We start from the raw sequence: 17,642 nt of genomic DNA, 5'->3' as shown, positions 1-17,642 counted from the left end.
GGGGCCTCGGGAACCGGAGGCGAGGTCGTCGTGCGGACGGGGCCGCTGCGGGGAGCGGGCGCGGGGCCTCGGGAACCGGAGGCCGGGATCACGCGTTATATCGCAAGACCGCGGGGTAGTCCGGGGTCCGGCGGACGTGTCCTGCGAGGAGGTTCCCCATGGCGAAGGCAGCACGGGCGGCACAGGCGTGGCGGGTGTACCGGGACGTGTCGAAGCCCGGGTCGCCCGGGCTCGGCGCGCGGCTGCGGGCGATGCCGCGGCTCGTCGGCTCGGTCATGCGCGGCCGGTACCCCGGCATGAGCCGGGGGAAGCTGACCATGATGGGCCTCGGAGTGCTCTACATGGTCTCGCCCATCGACTTCGTCCCGGATTTCCTGGCGCTGGTCGGGGTGGCCGACGACTTCGGCGTCTTCCTCTGGCTGATGGGCTCGCTGCTCGGGGAGAGCGGACGCTACGTCGAGTGGGAGCGCCGCTATCTCGCGGGCCCTCCCGCCGGCGGGCCCGCCGGGTCCGTGCGCTAGATCTGCTCCATCCTGAGCCACGCCCGGGACGGGAGCGGGTGCCCGAACAGGCGGGCGGCGTTGCCGTAGGCCACTCGGGCGATGTCGGCGGGCGGGAGGCTGCCCAGGTTGCGGGCGAGCGCCTGCTGGGTGTCGGGCCAGGTCGAGTCGGAGTGCGGATAGCCGCTCTCCAGCAGGACGTGCTCCAGGCCGACCGCCAGGCGCACGCCCGACAGCGCGTGGTCGTCGAGCGTGCCGAAGAAGAAGTTGCGGCGCAGGACCTCGCTGGGCTTCAGCCCGCCCTCCCAGGCCGCCTCCCCGGCGACCGGGTGGTCCAGCGCGTAGTCGGCCCGCTCGGCGAGCATCGGCAGCCAGCCCACGCCCCCCTCCACGATCAGGATCCGCAGCGCGGGGAAGCGCAGCGGCACACCCGACCAGAGCCAGTCGGCGCAGGCGAACATGGCGCTGGCCGGCATGAGCGTGGTGATCGCCTCGACGGGGGTGTCGGGCGAGGGCACCGGGGTCCAGGAGCCCGCGCCGGTGTGCAGGCAGACCACGGTGCCGGTCTCCTCGCAGGCGCGGAAGAACGGGTCCCAGTGCTCGCCGTGGATCGACGGCAGACGCAGCCGGGTGGGGAACTCGGGGAACAGCACGGCCTTGAACCCGCGCGAGGCGTTGTCCCGGACCTCCTTGGCCGCGAGCTCGGGGTCGGTCAGCCAGGGCAGCTGCAGGGCGATGATCCGCTCGGGGTAGGCGCCGGCCCAGACGTCGACGTGCCAGTCGTTCCAGGCCCGCAGGACCGCCAGGCCCAGCTCCTGGTCGCGGGTGCGGGAGAAGACCATGCCCGACTGGCCGGCGAGCATGCCGGGGAAGCAGAGCGCCGCCCAGATGCCCGCGCGGTCCATGTCCTCGATCCGCGCCTCGATGTCGTGGCAGCCCGGGCGCATGTGCTCGAAGCGGACCGGGTCGAGCGTCCGCTGCTCGCGCGGCAGGCCCGCGCCGACGTCGAGGCCGGCGCACGGGTAGGTGGCCCCGCCGTACCGCCAGACCTGGTGGCCCGACTCGGTCTCCACGACCTTGGGCGCGACCTCGGCGTATTTCTCCGGGAGTCGGCCCTCGAACATGTCGGGCGGCTCGATCAGGTGGTCGTCGACCGAAATGATCACATGGTCCCGCCGCCTGGGCTCGGGGTCGGGCAGTAGCGGCGCAGTCACGCGGTCAACGGTACGGCGTTGGCGTCACGCTGGACAAGCGATGGGGTCTCGTGTTGATCCCGAAGGTCAAGCGTTTACCTTTTCTGTGCTTTCCTGGTCGGCCTGGGCCTTCAGGTCGGCGGCCTCGCGGCGGATCAGCAGGACCCAGCCGCCGATGGCGACCCCGATGAACAGCCACCACTGCACGCCGTACGCCAGGTTGAGACCGCCCCCCTCGCCGACCTCCGGCTCGGGCACCGGCGCGGGCGCGGCGGCGGCCTCCGGGGACTGCCGGACCAGCTCCACGAAGCCGCCGAGCAGGCGGTACGGCAGGCCCTCGCCGATCACGGCGGGGTTGATCAGCATCACCTGCCCGGCGGGGAGCCCCCGCAGGTCGCGGATGCCGGAGGACTCCTCGGTCTCGGCGGGGCGGAGCCGCCCGGTGACGGTGACCGGGCCGGAGGAGGGGGCGGGCACCTCCGGGAGGGCGTCGGCGGTGGCGCCGGCCCGGACCCATCCCCGGTTCACCAGCACCGCCTCGCCGTCGCCGGTGACCAGCGGGGTGATCACGTAGAAGCCGACGGCCCCGTCCTGGACGCGGCGGCGGGCCAGCAGCTGGTGGGCGGGGTCGAACGTGCCGGTCGCCGTCACGGTGCGGTACTTGTCCTGCTCGCGCACGGCGCCGCCCGCGGTGGTGAGCGTCGCGACGGGGACCGGGGGCGCCTCCAGGTTGGCCGTGGTCCGGTCGCTGCCGGCGGACCGCTCCTCGTAGCGCCCGAACTGCCACTGGCCCAGGAGGACGAAGGCGGGGATGACCAGCAGCACCACGATGTGGAGCGCGATCCACCGGCGGGTCAGAAGGAAGCGGTACACGCCACCAAGGGTAGGCACCGCACCGACCGCCCCGTCCGCCGAGTGGCCCTCAGGGGGTGTCGCCGCCGCGCGGAGGGGCTCCGGTGGTCCCCGCGTCCGGCGTCGCGGGTCCGGTGGCCGAGGGCCCGTCACCGCGCGGCCCGTCACCATGCGGCCCGTCACCGCGCGGCCGGTCACCATGCGGCCCGTCACCACGAGGTTGGTCGCCGGCGGTGTCGGTGTCCGGCGTCGCGCGGGCCGCGACGGCCGGTGCGACGTTCAGCGCGCCGGGGCCCGGCAGCGGGGTGACCTCCCGGGGCCCGGCGACCTCGTGGCCCTCGGCGCACCGGAAGCGCTGCTCGACGAGGGCGCCGCAGCCGCGATGGGTGAGGAGCACCGGCGGGCCGCCGGAACCCGACCGGTAGCGGTCGCCCCAGTGCATCAGCGCGACCATGATCGGGTAGAGGTCGCGGCCCATCTCGGTCAGGCGGTACTCGTCGCGCTGGCGCTGGCCGGGCTCGCGGTAGGGGACCTTGCGGAGCAGCCCCTCCTCCACCAGCCGGGCGAGGCGGGCGCTCAGCACCTGCCGGGGAGCCCCGGTGGCGGCCTGCATGTCGGCGAAGCGGCGCACCCCGCTGAAGGCCTCGCGGAGCACCAGGAAGGTCCATTTCTCGCCCACGATGGCCAGGGTTCGTTCGATCGAGCAGTTGTCCACCCGGAAGGGCGCGTCGCCGAAGGTCGGCTCACTCATACGAGAAGCGTAAGCGGCCACGGAACCACCTCCAACGAGGCTAAGTCTAGTTGACAGACTCAGGAGATCCCGGGATTCTGAGTCCATGATTCGAACTCAGCTCGTACGCCCGCGCCGTGATCCGGTGCCGGCCGTACGGCCCGCCGTGCAGGCTGCCGCGCAGCCGGTCGTGCAGCGCGTCGTACAGCCGGTCGCGCAGAGGGAAGGTGCGGGGAGCGGGGGGCCCGGGTCCGGGGTGTCCGGAGCGGCCGCCGGAATTCGGTGGCCGGGGGTGGGGATCGAGGCCCGGTGGCCCGGTACGGAGGCCGAGGTCCGGGCGCCGGGGGTGGAAGCCGGGATCCGGCCGGTTCGGGCGGACGACGAGGAGCGGATCCGCCAGTTCCTCTCCGGGTTGTCGCTGCACACGCAGACCCTGCGGTTCTTCACCGGCCTGGGCCGCCCGGCCGCGAGCCTGGTCCGCGCCCTGCTGGCGGTGGACGAGCGGCGCGACGTGCTGCTGGCGGTCCACCGGGACGACGTGGTGGGGCACGCGATGAGCTTCGGCGACGGCGCCGCCGCGGTGGAGATCGCCGTGGTGGTGACCGACGACTGGCAGGGCCTCGGACTCGGCTCCCGGCTCGTCCGCGGGCTGCTGCGCCGGGCCGAGGCGAAGGGCGCGCGGACGGTGGGGATGGACGTCATGGGGGAGAACCGCAGGGTGCTCGCCATGATCGGCAGGGAGTGGCCGGACGCGGTCATGCGGGCCTCCTCCGGGACGGTGGAGGTGACGGTGGCGCTGCGCCGGGAGGCGGACCGGAGTCCATCGGTGCTCGGGCCGGTGCTGTGAGGGCCGGTGCTGTGAGGGCCGTCGGTGCTCGGGCCGGTGGTGTGAAGGGCCTGTACCGTGCAAGGGAGCGGTGGGATCGGGCCGGGACGCCGGGGCTGCACCGGGTGCGGTAAGATCGCGGGGTCCGGGGTGACGGGCGGGCATTTGCGGAACAAGGTTCTGTTGCCGCACCATTGACCTCGTGAAGAATGCCAAGAACGGACGTGACGGCCGCACCCGGATCGTCGAGGGAGCCCTGCGGCGGTTCAGCCAGGACGGTGTCTCGGCGACCACGCTGGCCAGTCTCCGTCAGGAGAGCGGCGTCAGCGTCGGCAGCTTCTACCACCACTTCGCGAGCAAGGAACACGTCTTCGGCATGCTCTACGCCGAGACCCTGAACATGTACCAGGACGCCTTCCTCGCCGAGCTGCGCAGCCACGAAGGGGCGCGCGAGGGTGTCGAGGCCATCGTGGCGCTGCACATGTCCTGGTGCGGCGAACACCGCGAGCGGGCCAACCTGCTGATCAGCGAGCGTCCGCCGAAGCGGGACGAGCCGGGCGGGCCGGAGGTCGCCGAGTCGCGCCGGGCCTTCTTCCGCAACGTCGCCGACTGGTGGCGGCCGCATATGAAGGCGGGCGTGCTCCAGCCGGTCCCTCCCACCATGTGCTACGTGCTCTGGCTCGGCCCGGCGGTGGAGATGTGCCGCCTGTGGTTCGCGGGGGCGCACCGGCCCACGGAGGAGGAGATCGCCGCCATGTGCGGGGCCGCCTGGCAGAGTCTGCGCAAGCATCCCTCCTGACGGCCGCGCCCGGCCGGTGGGGAGCGTGCCGCGCGACCGGAAGAACGGGCGGGACAGGACGGTGCGGGGCGGCGCGGGGCCGGAGGGGCCGTGCTAGCGGGCGCCCACCAGGCCGCGCCGTCCGGTGGGGACCCGCCAGACCTTCTCGTCCAGCGAGATGTCCAGGCGCAGGTCCTGGCGGCGCCGCTGGAGACCGGGCACCCGGACGCGGTCGCTCACGTCGAACCTGCCGCGCCGGGGGTAGCCGAACCCGAGCTCTCCGGGAAGGACGCGCAGCTCGTCCTGGTTCCCGCAGTGCGGGCAGGTCCAGGCGACCATGTCCCGCCCGCGGTTGTAGTCGTGGCAGGCGCGGAAGTACTCGTCGGGGCGGAAACGGGACTCACAGGCCAGGCAGGGGATCAGCATCATGGATCCTTCTGGAGGTCGTGTGTGCGGGTCTCAAGGATTACCGCCAAGTGCTTGAGGCACGCTTACAGATCGCTTACCACTTTGCGTAACGATTTGGTCACTCTGGGTTCCATATGGTGAGTGATGGGACGATGGAACCGTGAAAGATCCGCTCGACCGGTTCCGCGAACTGCTGCTCGCGACCGGCTACACCATCGACGGCGTGCGCGAACGTCTCGGCGACGTCGCCGCCACCGCCCTCGCCCGCGAGGAGCTCGTCCCCGCCCTCCGCGCCACCCGCGACGGCGACCCGCTCGGCACGCTGATCCGGCTGTGGTGGCTCGGCGTCCCGGTGGAGGCCGCCGGCCTGCCCGCGGGCCTGCCCCTGGTCGAGCTGGCGGCCGCGGGCCTGCTGGCCGCGGACGGCCCCCGGATCGTGCCGCGCGTCCACCTGCAGCCGTGGGAGACCGGCGGCTACCTGGTCTCCGACCGGAAGGTCAGGCCCGGGGACCCCGCGCTCCGCCCCGACCACGTCGTCGGGGCCGGCGGGGCCTCGGCGAACCTCGCCCAGCTGGTCTCGCGCCGCCCGGTGGAGCGCGCCCTCGACCTGGGCACCGGATGCGGCGTCCAGGTGCTGCACCTGGCCGGCCGGGCCGAGCGGATCACGGCCACCGACGTCAACCCGCGCGCGCTGGAGCTGGCCCGGCTGAGCTGGGCGCTGTCCGGGATCGAGGGCGTGGACGCCCGGGAGGGCTCGCTCTTCGATCCGGTGGAGGGCGAGCGGTTCGACCTGGTCGTCTCGAACCCGCCCTTCGTGGTCTCCCCCGGCGGGCGGTTCACCTACCGCGAGTCCGGCTTCGAGGCCGACGGCTTCTGCCGCGACCTGGTACGGCGGGCGCCCCGCTTCCTCGCCCCCGGCGGCACCTGTCAGCTCCTGGCCAACTGGCTGCACGTCGAGGGAGAGGACTGGCGCGACCGGGTCGGCGGCTGGCTGGCCGGGACGGGGTGCGACGGCTGGGCGGTCCAGCGGGACGTCCAGGACCCGGCCGAGTACGTCGAGCTGTGGCTGCGCGACGCCGCAGAGCAGGGCACCTCCCGCTACCGCGAGCTCTACGACGACTGGCTCGGCTGGTTCGAGGCGATGCGCGTCACGGGCATCGGCTTCGGCTGGATCACCCTGCACGACTCAGGCAGCCTCGACCCGGTGGTCCGGGTGGAGGAGTACGGCCACCGGGTGGAGCTCCCGGTGGGCGGTTACCTGGAGGAGGTGCTCGGTTCGATCACCGCGGCGCACCGGACGACGGATGCGGAGCTGCTCGCGGCCCGCCTGGTGGTGGACGCGGGGGTGCTGGAGGAGCGGACCGGGGCTCCCGGGGCGGAGGACCCCGCCACGATCGTGCTCCGGCAGACGCGGGGACTGCGGCGCAGCGCACGGGTGGGAACGGTGGAGGCGGCCCTCGCCGGAGTCTGCGACGGTGACTATCCACTGGCCCCTCTCCTCGCCGCGATCGCGGACCTGACCGGGGACGACTCCGGTGACCTGCCGGAGGAGACCATGGAGAGGGTCCGGTCCCTGATCGCCGAAGGGTTTTTCCACATATCCACAGGGTGACGATCCACAGGCTGTGGATATCCCGCGATCGATCGTTGATCGGACGTTGAACGGGGCGGGGGAGGCTCTGGACGCGGGCACGGATCCGGGGGATGAAGGACCCGTGTCCGAGTCCGGCCGGTCGTCGTGAGAGGCGGCCGGTCACCGTTCGGCGCACCGGTTGATCCCGGACCCCTGCGCGCCGAACGGCGACCTGACGGCCGGCCGGACCACGACCCCGTCGACGTCGGCCCGGCCGCGAGGGGGCTCCGGCGTCTGGACCGAGGAGCGAAGGAGCCCGCGAGGGGGCTCCGGCGTCTGGACCGAGGAGCGAAGGAGCCCGCGAGGGGGCTCCGGCGTCTGGACCGAGGAGCGAAGGAGCGCAGCGGATGAGCGACGAGGGAAGACGGCGGTTACCGGCCCCCGAGCCGCGACGCGCAGCGTCGCAATCAGCACAGGGCGGAGCCCGTCCGTGATCAATCACGTGTGGATGACGCGTCTCGACGACGCCCTATACGACGGGCTCGGACCCGTCGTCGACCCGGTCGCGGTCGAGCAGGGTGCGCAGGTCCCCGGCCTCGGGGGCGCCCAGACGGGAGAAGAGGTCGTGGGCGCGGACGAGGCAGGCGCGGCTGCGCCGGGCCTCGCCGAGTCCGGAGAGCGCCCGGCCCAGCACCCATAGGGCCTGGGCCTCGCCGTAGGGGTGGCCGATCTCGCGGCTGACGGCGAGGGCCTGCTCGGCGTGGCGGGTCGCGTCGGCGAAGCGCCCGGCGGCGATGAGCGTCTCGGCCAGCCGCGAGCAGACCCGCTGCTCCCACACCCGCTGGTTGCCCGCCCGGAAGAAGGCCAGGCACTCGGCGTGGTGGTGGACCGCCTCGTTGAGGCGCCCGACCCGGGACAGCACGATGCCCAGGTGGTAGCGGGCCCGCGCGGTGCCGGCGGCGGAACCGATCTCGCTGAAGACCGCCAGCCCCTGCTCGGCGGCGGCGATCGCCTCCTCGGGCTGGCCGAGGAACAGGTGGTCGCGGGCGGAGTAGCTGAGCGTCAGGGCCTCGCCGCCCGGGGCGTCGTTCTCCCGGAACTCCTTGCGGGCCGCGTCGAACCAGGACAGGGCCTCGGTGTGGCGGCGCTGCCGCCCGACCACCACGGCCAGCGCGTTGAGCGCCTCCCCGGTGACGATCCGGTCGCCGCCCGCCGACAGCTCCAGCACGGCCCGGAACTCCTGCTCGGCCTCCGTCAACCGGTTCGCGCCGAACAGCAGCCTGCCGCGCACGTAGCGGCAGCGCAGCTCCGCGGAGGGCGCGTCCAGGCGCCGGGCGGCGGCGAGCACCTCGCGGATCCGCAGGCCGAACTCGCGGACGTGGCTGCCGGACTCCAGCAGCGGTTCCATGGCGAGCAGCAGGTCGGCGGCGGGCAGCAGGCCGGCGGCGTCCCGCGTGTCCGCGGCGGCCTGGGAGATGGACGCGAACAGGCCCTCGGCCTCGACCGAGAGCCAGGTCACGGCCTCGTCGGCGGAGGTGAACGCGTGCCCGCTCCCGGAGACGGCCAACCGGTCGGCCACCGTGCTGCCCTCGTAGGCGAGCCGGTGCGCCGACCGCGCGGAGGCCAGGTAGAAGCAGAGCAGCCGGCGCAGAGCCTCAGGACCGGACCCGGCGTCCGGCCGGGCGGCGGAGCCGGAGGCGCGCTCGGCGGCCCGGCGGGCGAAGAGCTTGAGCAGGTCGTGGAAGCGGTAGCGGCCGGGGGCGGGGGCCTCCAGCAGGCTGGCGTCCACCAGGGACTCCAGCAGGTCCTCGGCTTCCATCGGGTCCAGGTCCAGTACGGCCGAGGCGGCGGAGACCGAGATGTCCGGCCCGCCGGGCAGGGAGAGCAGCCGGAACGCCCTGGCCTGGGCGGAGGTGAGCTGGCCGTACCCGAGGGCGAAGGTCGACTCCACCGCGAGGTCGCCCACCCGCATCTCGTCCAGGCGGCGGCGCTCGTCGGCGAGCCGGGGGACCAGGGAGGCGACCGTCCAGGTGGGACGGGCGGCCAGCCGGGCCGCCACGATCCGCACGGCCAGCGGGAGGAAGCCGCACGCGGCGACCACGTCCATCGCGGCGGCCCGCTCGGAGTCCACCCGCTCGGTCCCGGCGACCGCGCGCAGCAGCCCCAGCGCCTCCTCCGGTTCCATCACGTCCAGGTCGACCAGGCGCGCCGCGGGCAGGTCGGCGAGCTTGTGGCGGCTGGTCACGATCGTCGCGCAGCCGGAGGACCCCGGGAGCAGGTGGCCGACCTGGGCGGCGTCGCGGGCGTTGTCGAGCAGGACCAGCATCCGGCGGTCGGCCAGCAGCGAGCGGAACAGCGCCGAGCGCTCCGCCAGGCCGTCCGGGATGACGTCGGCGGGCAGTCCCAGGCCGCGCAGGAAGGCGGCCAGCGCGGACTCCGGCGCGGTCGGCTCGTCGCCGTACCCGCGCAGGTCGGCGTAGAGCTGCCCGTCGGGGAAGCGGTCGTGCATGGCGTGGGCGACGTGCACCGCCAGGGCGGTCTTGCCCACGCCGCCGATGCCCGAGATGGCCGCGACCGGGACCCCCTCCGAGCCGTCCGCGCCGTCCTGCGCGGAGAGCAGGACGCGGAGCCGGTCGATGATCTGGCGGCGGCCGGTGAAGTCGCTCACCGCCGCGGGCAGCTGCGCCGGGCGGGGCAGCTCCGGAGGCTCGTACCCCTCGCCGGGCACGGGCACGGGCACGGGTGCGGGCCCGTGAGCGGGCGCGGGCGCGGAGTGCCGTTCCGGGGCGGCGGAAGAGGCGGCACGAGGGGCGGCGGCGGGAGGGGCGGCGAGGGCCGGGTCGCCGGAGAGGATGCGCCGGTGCAGGGCGGTCAGCTCGGGCCCGGGATCGATGCCCAGCTCGTCGACGAGCGCCCGGCGGGTGTCGGTGAAGACCGCCAGCGCGTCCGCCTGCCGCCCGCACCGGTAGTAGGCGAGCATGAGCTGGGCGCGCAGCCGTTCGCGGAGCGGGTGGTCGCCGGTGAGCGCGATCAGGTCGGAGACGACCTCGGCGTGCCGGCCGAGCTCCAGGTCGAGGTCCATCAGGGTTTCCAGCGCGCTCATCCGGCACTCCACCAGCCGGTCACGCTGGTGCTCGACGTAGGGGCCGACGGCTCCGGCCAGCGGTTCGCCGGTGCACAGCGCCAGCGCCGCGCGCAGGATCCCGGCCGCCCCGCCGGGGTCCCCGGCACGGCGGGCCGCCTCCGCCTCCTGGATCCCGGCCTCGAAGCGGTTCAGGTCGAACCAGGCCCCGGCCAGTCGTAGCGCGTAGCCCCGGCCGACCGAGGTGAGCAGCGTCGGCGGGGTGCGGGGGGAGCGGTCCGGTTCGAGCACGGCGCGCAGCCGGGAGACGTAGGTGCGCAGCGCGCCGAGGGCGCGGGGAGGGGCCTCCTCCCCCCAGACGCCGTCGATCATCTCGGCGGGTGTCACGGCCCGCCCCTCGCGGACCAGCAGCATCGCCAGAATGGAACGTTGCAACGGGGTGCCCAGGTCCAGCTCGGCGCCATCGCGCCAGGCCTGGACGGGGCCGAGTACGGCGAAGCGCAGGCCGTTGTCGCCGTCCTGTGCAGCCATGTCCGGTATCTCCACCCTAATGGGAAGTTTTATGACCAAATAATAGATCCTTTGTCCCTCGCCCCATAGCTCGCCTGGACGACCGGCCAGTCGGAGCGTTGATCGGCCGTTGATCGGGCGTTGAACCCCGGGCGGGACGCTGGTGTCGCAGCCGAGCACGGCCCCTACGGGGGCGGCCGTGCCCGGTTGACGGGGGTGGTGGCGGCAGGGGGTGCCGCCGATGGAAAAGGCCCGCCCGGAATGAATTCCGAGCGGGCCTTTCTCCATCAGATCTAGCGAGGGGACTGCCGGGTTCGCCCGGCAGGGGAGTCGCTTCCCTGTTACGGTTTTTTGCTTGAAACGGGCAGGGCTTGTCCGTCGCCTACCTCGACAGAGGAAAGCGAGAAGCCGCTCCCTTCAGGGAGCGGAGGAGTCACTATTTCGAAGTTGCGGTGACGTTCACGCGGCCTCGACGAGTCCGAGCCGCTCGTGCAGGCGTTCTCGCACGAGCGGCCATTCGGAACTCAGGATCGAGTAGAACGCGGTATCTCGGACCGTGTCGTCGGCGCCTCGGCTCTCCGCCCGCCGTACACCGTCGAGGTGTGCGCCGAGGGCTTCGATGGCGGCCCGGGAGCGTGCGTTCCGCACGTCCGCCTTGAGGGTGACACGGTGGACCTGCCAGGTCTCGAAGGCGAGCGAGAGCATCAGGTACTTGCTCTCCCGGTTGACGCCGGTCCCCTGGGCCGAGGCGGCCAGCCAGGTGTAACCGATGTCCGCCACGGACGGGACCTCGCCCACCGCTCCACGCGCGCCCGGCGGCCAGGGCATGGGGCCCTGCCAGTACTCCAGGTTCATGAGACGGGTGGCACCGACGATTCGGTCGGTGTGCAGCCACCGGATGGCGAAGGGCATCGTGCGGCCCTCCGCCTGCTCAGCCAGAGCGGCCTCCACGTAGGAGGCCATCTCGTCCCGGCCATGGGGGACGCGGGTGAACCCGTACGTCGTACGGTCTTCACCCGCCGCGGCGACGAGGTCGTCGACGGCCGCGAGGCTGAGCGGCTCCAGGCGCACGAGGCGCCCGGACAGGGTGACAAAAGCGGGCATGAGCACATGATGAGGGCTCTCTGCGACGCTCAATGCCAAATGGCGCGGGACATCTTCGTGAGCGTCCGGGAAAGCGCCTGACCGATCGCGAGGGACGGATGAAACCGCAGCTCAGAAGGGTGTCCTCCGGCACGCGGTCCGCGCGCTCCGGCGGGCCTTCTCCAAACTGAGACGTACGGCCCGGCGGCGGTCCTCCTCAGCGGGCGGAGCGCGGGGCGACCAGGCCGTCGAGGGCCTCGCCGAGGTGGGCGAGGGAGGCCGCGATCCAGGGCAGCGCGAGGGGGTCCGGGGTGCTCAGCGCGGCCAGCCGCTGCTCGGTGGTCTCGCCGTACAGGAGGCTGGTCGCCATCCGGACCCGGAGCGCCGCCGGATCGTCGCCGAAGGCGTGCCCCGGGAGCACGCCGACACCGTGCGCGTCGAGCAGGAGCGCGGCCAGCCCGGCGGAGGTGGAGACGTCCCGGCCGGCCCCGGCGGGGTCCAGGCGGCCGGTGAAGTCCGGGTAGAGGTAGAAGCCCCCCTGTGGAGCGGCGGTCCGCACGCCCGCCGCGGTGAGCCGGACGTGCACCGCCCGCGCGACCGCGGCGTGCAGCCGCCTGCTGCGGCCGATCCGCTCGACGAGCTCGGGGGGCTCGGTGTAGGCGTAGGCGGCGGCCTGCTGGACGGGGGCGGCCGGGCTGGACCAGATCTCACTGGCCACCGCGAGCAGCCGGTCGCGCAGCCGGGCGGAGGGCAGCCGGGCCACGCCGATCCGCCAGCCGCCCAGGGCCAGGCTCTTGCTGAGCCCGCTGGTGACGACGGTGCGTTCGGGAGCCGCCTCGGCGGGGCTGAGGAAGCCGGCGTCCGGGTCGTGGACGAGGTCGCGGTAGATCTCGTCGGAGACGATCACCAGGTCGAGCTCGCGGGCGACCTCGGCGAGCTGCTTGACCGTGTCCGCCCCCGCGAGCGTCCCGCTGGGGTTGTCGGGGAGCGTGACCAGCAGCGAGCGCACGTCCCGGCCCGCGGCGCGGGCCCGCAGGACGGCGGGGACCACCCGCTCCGGGTCCGGCGCGCCGCCCCCGCCGGGAAGCGCCGGGACGGGCAGGGAGCGCGCCCCGGCCAGCTCGGCCTGGGCGGCGTAGCTGACCCAGCTCGGCACGGGCAGCACGACGTCGCCGCCGATCGCGAGCAGCAGGCCGTACAGCAGGGGCTTGCTGCCGGGGCCGCAGACGACGAGCCCGGGGTCGGTGGGCAGGCGCCGGCGGGTCCAGTATCCGGCCGCCGCCTCGCGCAGCGCGGCGGCTCCCGCGACCGGTCCGTACCCGTTCTGCCCGGCCGCGGCGGAGAGCCGCTCCTGCAGTGCGGGGTGGACCGGCAGGCCCGCCTCGCCGAAGGCGAGGTTCAACACGCGGTGGCCCGCGCGCCGTCGCCGGTCGATTTCCTCATTTGCCGCCAAAGTGGCGGAAACGGTGATGTTCATGATGATTCCCCCCTGTGGTGCGGAACGTTCCCAGCGTGGTGGGATGGAGGCATCACGACAAGCTTCGATTCATGTGGGTGGCCGTAAGGAGATCCGATGCTCGACCTGCGCCGCCTGGCCTTGATCTGCGAGTTCGCCCGGAAGGGGAGCATCGCCGCGACCGCCGCCTCCCTCGGGTACAGCCCGTCGGCGGTCTCCCAGCAACTGGCCGCGCTGGAGCGCGAGTCCGGCGCCACGCTGATCGACCGGACCGCCCGCAGCGCCGAGCTGACCGACGCGGGCCGCCGCCTCGTCGAGCACGCCGAGCGCATCCTGGCCATGGTGGAGGCCGCCGAGTCCGATCTGTCCGCCCAGGCGGGCACCCCGTCGGGCCGGGTCACCGTCACCGCCTTCCCCACCGCAGCCGTGGCCTTCGCGCCCGCCCTGGCCCGGCTGCTGCGCCGCCACACCGCGCTGACCCTCCGGATGGTGCAGGGCCGCTCGGGGCGGGGCGCCCGCGAGGTCCAGTCGGGCACGGCCGACATCGCCGTGGTGGACGACTGGTACGGCCGGATGCGCGAGTCGGAGACCATGCGGGTCTTCCCGCTGCTGCGCGACCCGCTGGTGCTCGTGGTGCCGCGCACGCACCGCCTCGCCTCACCGGACGAGCCGGTCGACCTGGCGGAGCTGCGCGACGAGCCGTGGATGGCCACCCCGGACGGCGAGCCCTCCCGGATGGCCGTCGACCGCATGATGGCCGAGGTCGGCGGGGCCGGTCCGGTGCCGTGGGAGTTCGAAGGGCTGAGCACCGTCCTCAGCCTGGTCGCCAAGGGCGTCGGCATCGCCGCGGTGCCCGCCCTGGCCCTGGCGGCGGGCGTGCGCGGCATCGCCGTCCGAGAGATCCCCGGCACTCCGGCCGGCCGCGACGTGCACGCGGTCGTCCGCGCCTCCAGCGTGCACCGCCCCGCCGTCGCGGTGACCCTGCGGGCCGTCCACACCGCCGCCCGCTACCTCGCGGCCGATCTCACCGCCCTCGAGCCCGAGGTGAGGTGACCGCGGATCCGAGGGCGGGCGAGGCCGGGTCCGTGACCGTGGATCCGAGGGCGGGCGAGGCCGGATCCGCCACGCCGGTTTGTCGGTGGGGCGATCTAACGTCCAGGCCATGACTTCAGCGACGCAGGCGTACACGTACGCCGCGCCCTCCTCCCTCGTCGACGGTCGCCTCGGACTGGCGACCTCCGGCGGGCGGGCCCTGTCCGGCCCGGCCGTGGCCCCCCGGTTCTTCAGCGGTGTGGTGACCCAGGCGGCCCCCGCCGCGGCGGCGCTGCTCGGCGTCGCCGACGTGGCGCTGGCCCGCTACCACCAGCCGCAGGCGCGGCCCGGCTGGGTGCGCGACCCGGTGGTGACGTGCAACGGGGACCGGTTGCGGTTCGAGTCGTTCTCGGCCTGCGGCGGCGTGTACGCCCGGCTCGATCTGCTGAGCGGCGCGCTCGACGGCGAGGTGTTCGACCGGGGCACCACCAACGTCGACGTGAACGCGCCGCTCCGGGAGGCGCTGGCGCGCATCGGCCCGCGTGACCCGCTGCACCTGGGGGTCGGGCTCGACGAGCTGGTCGTGACCACGATGGACGGCGCGGTGGTGGAGAAGAAGGTGCCGCTGCCCGAGCGCTGGCTGCGCGGCTTCGCCGAGGTCCAGGTCATCGCCTCGGGCATGGACCGGCGCGGTGAGCTGGCAGGCATGGCGGCGGTCCGGTTCCTGCGCGGGCTGCCCAGGAAGGGCACGGTGTGGGTGGCACAGGCGGGGCGGGACCTGAAGGTCTCCGACCGCCAGGTCCCGGGCTCGGTCCGGCTCGCCGGCCCCAACCGGCTCGGCACCCTCCTGCCGCTGCTGCGCTTCGCGAAGTCCCTCCGGGTGTACGGCCCGGCCGACGACGCCTCCAGCGCCTGGGAGCTGGAGCTGCCGGGCATGCGCTACACGCTCACCCTCTCACCGGAGCGCTGGCGGGGCTTCTCCGGAGAGGGCGCGGTGCTCGACGACCTGGCCACCGACGAGGCCGAGGACGACGCCGACGTGGTGGGCATGCTGCTCAACTTCGAGCCCGAGGTCGAGATCGGCCTGCTGGCCGACCGCGCGGGCATCCCCGCCGACCGGGTGCGGGCCGCGCTGACGCGGCTCGGCGTCGCCGGCCGGGTCGGTTACGACCTGTCGGAGGCCGCCCACTTCCACCGCGAGCTGCCCTATGACAAGGACAACGTGATCCTGCTCAACCCGCGGCTGGCCAAGGCGCGCAAGCTCGTCGACGCGGGCGCCGTGCACCTCGAAGGCGAGCTGGCCACCGTCCGCACCACGGGCGGCGCGCGCCGGGTCTCGCTGACCGACGGCTCCTGCACCTGCGAGTGGTGGTGGGACCATCGCGGCTCCCGCGGGCCGTGCAAACACGTGCTGGCCGCCCGGATCGTCGCCCGCGCCGCCGTGGAGGCGTCCCGCTGACCCCCGCGCTGCTGCCCCGCCCCAATCGTGTCTCCCCGCCCCACGACTTCCTGCTGCACCGCTACGCGGAGATCGCCGAGGCCCTCCGGTTCACGCCCAGCTCACCGGAACCGCGCCATGACCTCTGGCGATCTCCGTGCCGAGGCCGGGACTGCCGCGCCCGGCCACGACGCCGAGCGGGGGAGACCACCGCCCGGGACGCGGCGGATGAGTCCGTCGTCCCGGTTCGGGCGCTCTCCACGTTCGGACGGTCGAGCCAGGCCGTCCCCGCGGCGAAAGCGCGAGGTTAGGCTTCTCCTGTGCCTCCCTCCTACGCGCTCGAGAACCTGCTGTCCGACGGCGGGTCGAAGCTGGTGGCCGGGATCGACGAGGTCGGCCGGGGGGCGTGGGCCGGTCCGGTGGCGGTCTGCGCGGTGGTCACGGACCTGTCCGAGCCGCCCGCCGGGCTCACCGACTCCAAGCTGCTCAGCCGGGCCCGCCGCGAGGCCATGGTCGCCGAGATCACCGGCTGGGCCGCCGGGATCGGGTACGGCGAGGCGTCCCACGAGGAGATCGACGCCTTCGGCATGACCGAGGCGCTGCGCCGGGCCGCCCGCCGGGCCCTCGCCGAGCTGCCGGTCCGGCCCGACGCGGTGATCCTGGACGGCAAGCACGACTACCTGGGCCCGCCCTGGCAGGTCCGGTGCGAGATCAAGGGCGACCTGTCCTGCGTCTCCGTCGCCGCCGCCTCGGTGATCGCCAAGGTCCGCCGCGACGCCTACATGGCCTCCCTCGGCCTCGACGCGTACGGCTTCGCGAGCAACGCCGGCTACCCCTCCCCGGTCCACCAGAAGGCCCTCGCCGAGCACGGCCCGACCGAGCACCACCGGCTGTCCTGGTCCTACCTCGACAAGCTGCCCCGCTGGCGCCACCTCAGGAGGCACCGCGACGCCGCGGCGGGCGCGGGCCAGCTCGGGCTCTTCGGGTAGCCGGGGCGATGGGGACGGCCGGGGCGATGCGGCTCGGCGTCTTCCTGGTCGCGGCGGGCTTCCCCGGCCGCCCGCCGGGCGAGGTGCTGCGGGACACGGTCGAGGCGGTCGTCGCCGCCGAGGAGGCCGGGTTCGACGACGCGTGGATCGCCGAGCACCACTTCATGTCGTACGGCGTGTGCCCGTCGGCGGCGACGCTGGCCGGGGTGGCGCTGGGCCGTACGACCCGGATCCGGGTGGGGACGGCGGTGAGCGTGCTGTCCACCCGGCACCCCGTCGACCTGGCCGAGCAGGCGGCCGTCCTCGACCAGGTCTCGGGCGGGCGTTTCCTGCTGGGCGTGGGCCGGGGCGGGCCGTGGGTGGACCTGGAGGTGTTCGGCACCGGGCTGGACCGGTTCGAGCGGGGCTTCGCCGAGTCGCTCGACCTGCTCTGCGCGGCGCTGGAACGGGGCGAGGTCGCGGCCGACGGGGAGTTCTTCAGGTTCCGCCGGGTGCCGGTGGTCCCGGCGGCGCGGCTGCGGCCGGTGGTGGCCTGCACCTCGCCGGGGACCGCGGCGCTGGCCGCCGCGCGGGGGCTGCCGATGCTGCTCGGCATGCACGTCGGCGACGAGGAGAAGGCGGCCATGATCCGGGCCTACGACGCCGCGGATCCGGGACGGGCGGACGCGTCGGCGGCCGATCAGGCGGGGTCCGGTCAGGCGGGGTCCGGTCAGGTGGGGCTCGATCAGGAGGACGCCCCGGTGTGCGGTCCGGCGGGGCGGCGGGACCCCGGGCACGTCGCCGCCGCCGTGGGGTACGTGGCCGACTCGACGGCGCGGGCCGTACGGGAGCTGAGGGAGAGCATGCCGCACTGGCTGGAGCCGGGGCTGGCGGGATACGTGCCGGTGGACGGGCGGCCTCGACCGCGCCGGGACGTCCCGGCCTACGTGGACTTCCTGTGCGGGACGCACCCGGTCGGCTCGGCGGACCACTGCGTCGCGTCGATCCAGCGGACCGCCGCCGCGACGGGCCTGCGGCACCTGATCCTGATGGTCGAGGGCGCGGGCGACCACGCCCGGACGATGGAGAACATCAGACGCCTCGGCGCCGAGGTCCTGCCCCGGATCCGTTAGCCGACCGGGGCACGGGGAGGGACGGGAGCGCGACTCCGGGTCCGCCGGACACCGCCCGGCGGACCCGGAGGAGCACAAGC

At 74.2% G+C, this 17,642-nt stretch carries 15 protein-coding genes; 8 read left to right on the top strand and 7 right to left on the bottom strand.

Annotated features, from left to right (window positions below; translation table 11 throughout):
* Positions 1-158 precede the first annotated feature (158 nt).
* Positions 159-521: a YkvA family protein gene (locus tag IEZ07_RS09550; RefSeq protein ID WP_191894415.1), complete on the top strand. Its 363-nt coding sequence runs from the start codon at positions 159-161 to the stop codon at positions 519-521.
* Here the strand turns inward: IEZ07_RS09550 and IEZ07_RS09545 are convergent.
* The 3 genes from IEZ07_RS09545 to IEZ07_RS09535 form a co-directional block, all read right to left on the bottom strand.
* Complete coding sequence (locus tag IEZ07_RS09545; protein WP_191894414.1) at positions 518-1,714, bottom strand: amidohydrolase family protein; 1,197 nt, start codon at positions 1,712-1,714, stop codon at positions 518-520. The genes IEZ07_RS09550 and IEZ07_RS09545 overlap by 4 nt on opposite strands.
* Positions 1,715-1,780: 66 nt before the next feature.
* Positions 1,781-2,566: an SURF1 family cytochrome oxidase biogenesis protein gene (locus IEZ07_RS09540; RefSeq protein ID WP_239319945.1), complete on the bottom strand. Its 786-nt coding sequence runs from the start codon at positions 2,564-2,566 to the stop codon at positions 1,781-1,783.
* Positions 2,567-2,615: 49 nt separating this feature from the next.
* The gene (locus tag IEZ07_RS09535) at positions 2,616-3,296 is read right to left on the bottom strand and encodes a winged helix-turn-helix transcriptional regulator (protein WP_239319947.1); all 681 of its coding nucleotides are present in this window, start codon (positions 3,294-3,296) and stop codon (positions 2,616-2,618) included.
* 271 nt (positions 3,297-3,567) lie between these two features.
* Here IEZ07_RS09535 and IEZ07_RS09530 point away from each other — a divergent pair, with 271 nt between their 5' ends.
* The gene (locus tag IEZ07_RS09530) at positions 3,568-4,122 is read left to right on the top strand and encodes a GNAT family N-acetyltransferase (RefSeq protein ID WP_191894412.1); all 555 of its coding nucleotides are present in this window, start codon (positions 3,568-3,570) and stop codon (positions 4,120-4,122) included.
* 181 nt (positions 4,123-4,303) lie between these two features.
* The gene (locus IEZ07_RS09525; RefSeq protein WP_068900409.1) at positions 4,304-4,900 is read left to right on the top strand and encodes a TetR/AcrR family transcriptional regulator; all 597 of its coding nucleotides are present in this window, start codon (positions 4,304-4,306) and stop codon (positions 4,898-4,900) included.
* A 93-nt stretch (positions 4,901-4,993) separates the two neighbouring features.
* Here IEZ07_RS09525 and IEZ07_RS09520 read toward each other — a convergent pair whose 3' ends face one another.
* Positions 4,994-5,308 carry a hypothetical protein gene (locus tag IEZ07_RS09520; RefSeq protein WP_239319948.1) on the bottom strand — a complete coding sequence of 105 codons (315 nt, stop codon included), beginning with the start codon at positions 5,306-5,308 and terminating at the stop codon, positions 4,994-4,996.
* Positions 5,309-5,447: 139 nt separating this feature from the next.
* Here IEZ07_RS09520 and IEZ07_RS09515 point away from each other — a divergent pair, with 139 nt between their 5' ends.
* The gene (locus IEZ07_RS09515) at positions 5,448-6,899 is read left to right on the top strand and encodes a DUF7059 domain-containing protein (RefSeq protein ID WP_191894411.1); all 1,452 of its coding nucleotides are present in this window, start codon (positions 5,448-5,450) and stop codon (positions 6,897-6,899) included.
* Between the two features lie 490 nt (positions 6,900-7,389).
* Here IEZ07_RS09515 and IEZ07_RS09510 read toward each other — a convergent pair whose 3' ends face one another.
* The 3 genes from IEZ07_RS09510 to IEZ07_RS09500 all read right to left on the bottom strand — a co-directional run bounded on the left by IEZ07_RS09510 (position 7,390) and on the right by IEZ07_RS09500 (position 13,012).
* Entirely contained in the window at positions 7,390-10,473 is a 3,084-nt protein-coding gene (locus IEZ07_RS09510; RefSeq protein WP_191894410.1) for an AfsR/SARP family transcriptional regulator, read from the bottom strand.
* 438 nt (positions 10,474-10,911) lie between these two features.
* Positions 10,912-11,556 (bottom strand): GNAT family N-acetyltransferase, encoded by a 645-nt coding sequence (locus IEZ07_RS09505; RefSeq protein WP_191894409.1) that lies wholly within the window; start codon positions 11,554-11,556, stop codon positions 10,912-10,914.
* Positions 11,557-11,752: 196 nt separating this feature from the next.
* The gene (locus IEZ07_RS09500; RefSeq protein ID WP_191894408.1) at positions 11,753-13,012 is read right to left on the bottom strand and encodes a pyridoxal phosphate-dependent aminotransferase; all 1,260 of its coding nucleotides are present in this window, start codon (positions 13,010-13,012) and stop codon (positions 11,753-11,755) included.
* 96 nt (positions 13,013-13,108) lie between these two features.
* Between IEZ07_RS09500 and IEZ07_RS09495 the strand changes: the two genes are divergently transcribed.
* From IEZ07_RS09495 to IEZ07_RS09480, 4 genes are all read left to right on the top strand, one after another.
* Positions 13,109-14,044 (top strand): LysR family transcriptional regulator, encoded by a 936-nt coding sequence (locus IEZ07_RS09495; protein ID WP_191894407.1) that lies wholly within the window; start codon positions 13,109-13,111, stop codon positions 14,042-14,044.
* Between the two features lie 109 nt (positions 14,045-14,153).
* A complete protein-coding gene (locus IEZ07_RS09490) occupies positions 14,154-15,482 on the top strand; it encodes an SWIM zinc finger family protein (RefSeq protein WP_191894406.1) in 1,329 nt (442 codons plus the stop codon).
* A 299-nt stretch (positions 15,483-15,781) separates the two neighbouring features.
* Positions 15,782-16,450 (top strand): ribonuclease HII, encoded by a 669-nt coding sequence (gene rnhB / locus IEZ07_RS09485; RefSeq protein ID WP_191894405.1) that lies wholly within the window; start codon positions 15,782-15,784, stop codon positions 16,448-16,450.
* A 26-nt stretch (positions 16,451-16,476) separates the two neighbouring features.
* Positions 16,477-17,562, top strand: coding sequence for an LLM class flavin-dependent oxidoreductase (locus tag IEZ07_RS09480; RefSeq protein ID WP_191894644.1), 1,086 nt, complete (start codon positions 16,477-16,479; stop codon positions 17,560-17,562).
* Positions 17,563-17,642: the final 80 nt, after the last annotated feature.

The sequence above is a fragment of the Planomonospora parontospora genome (assembly GCA_014647935.1).
Taxonomy (GTDB): domain Bacteria; phylum Actinomycetota; class Actinomycetes; order Streptosporangiales; family Streptosporangiaceae; genus Planomonospora; species Planomonospora parontospora.
Note: the sequence above shows the minus strand (reverse complement) of the source record. Positions and strands in the feature narration are given on the sequence as shown.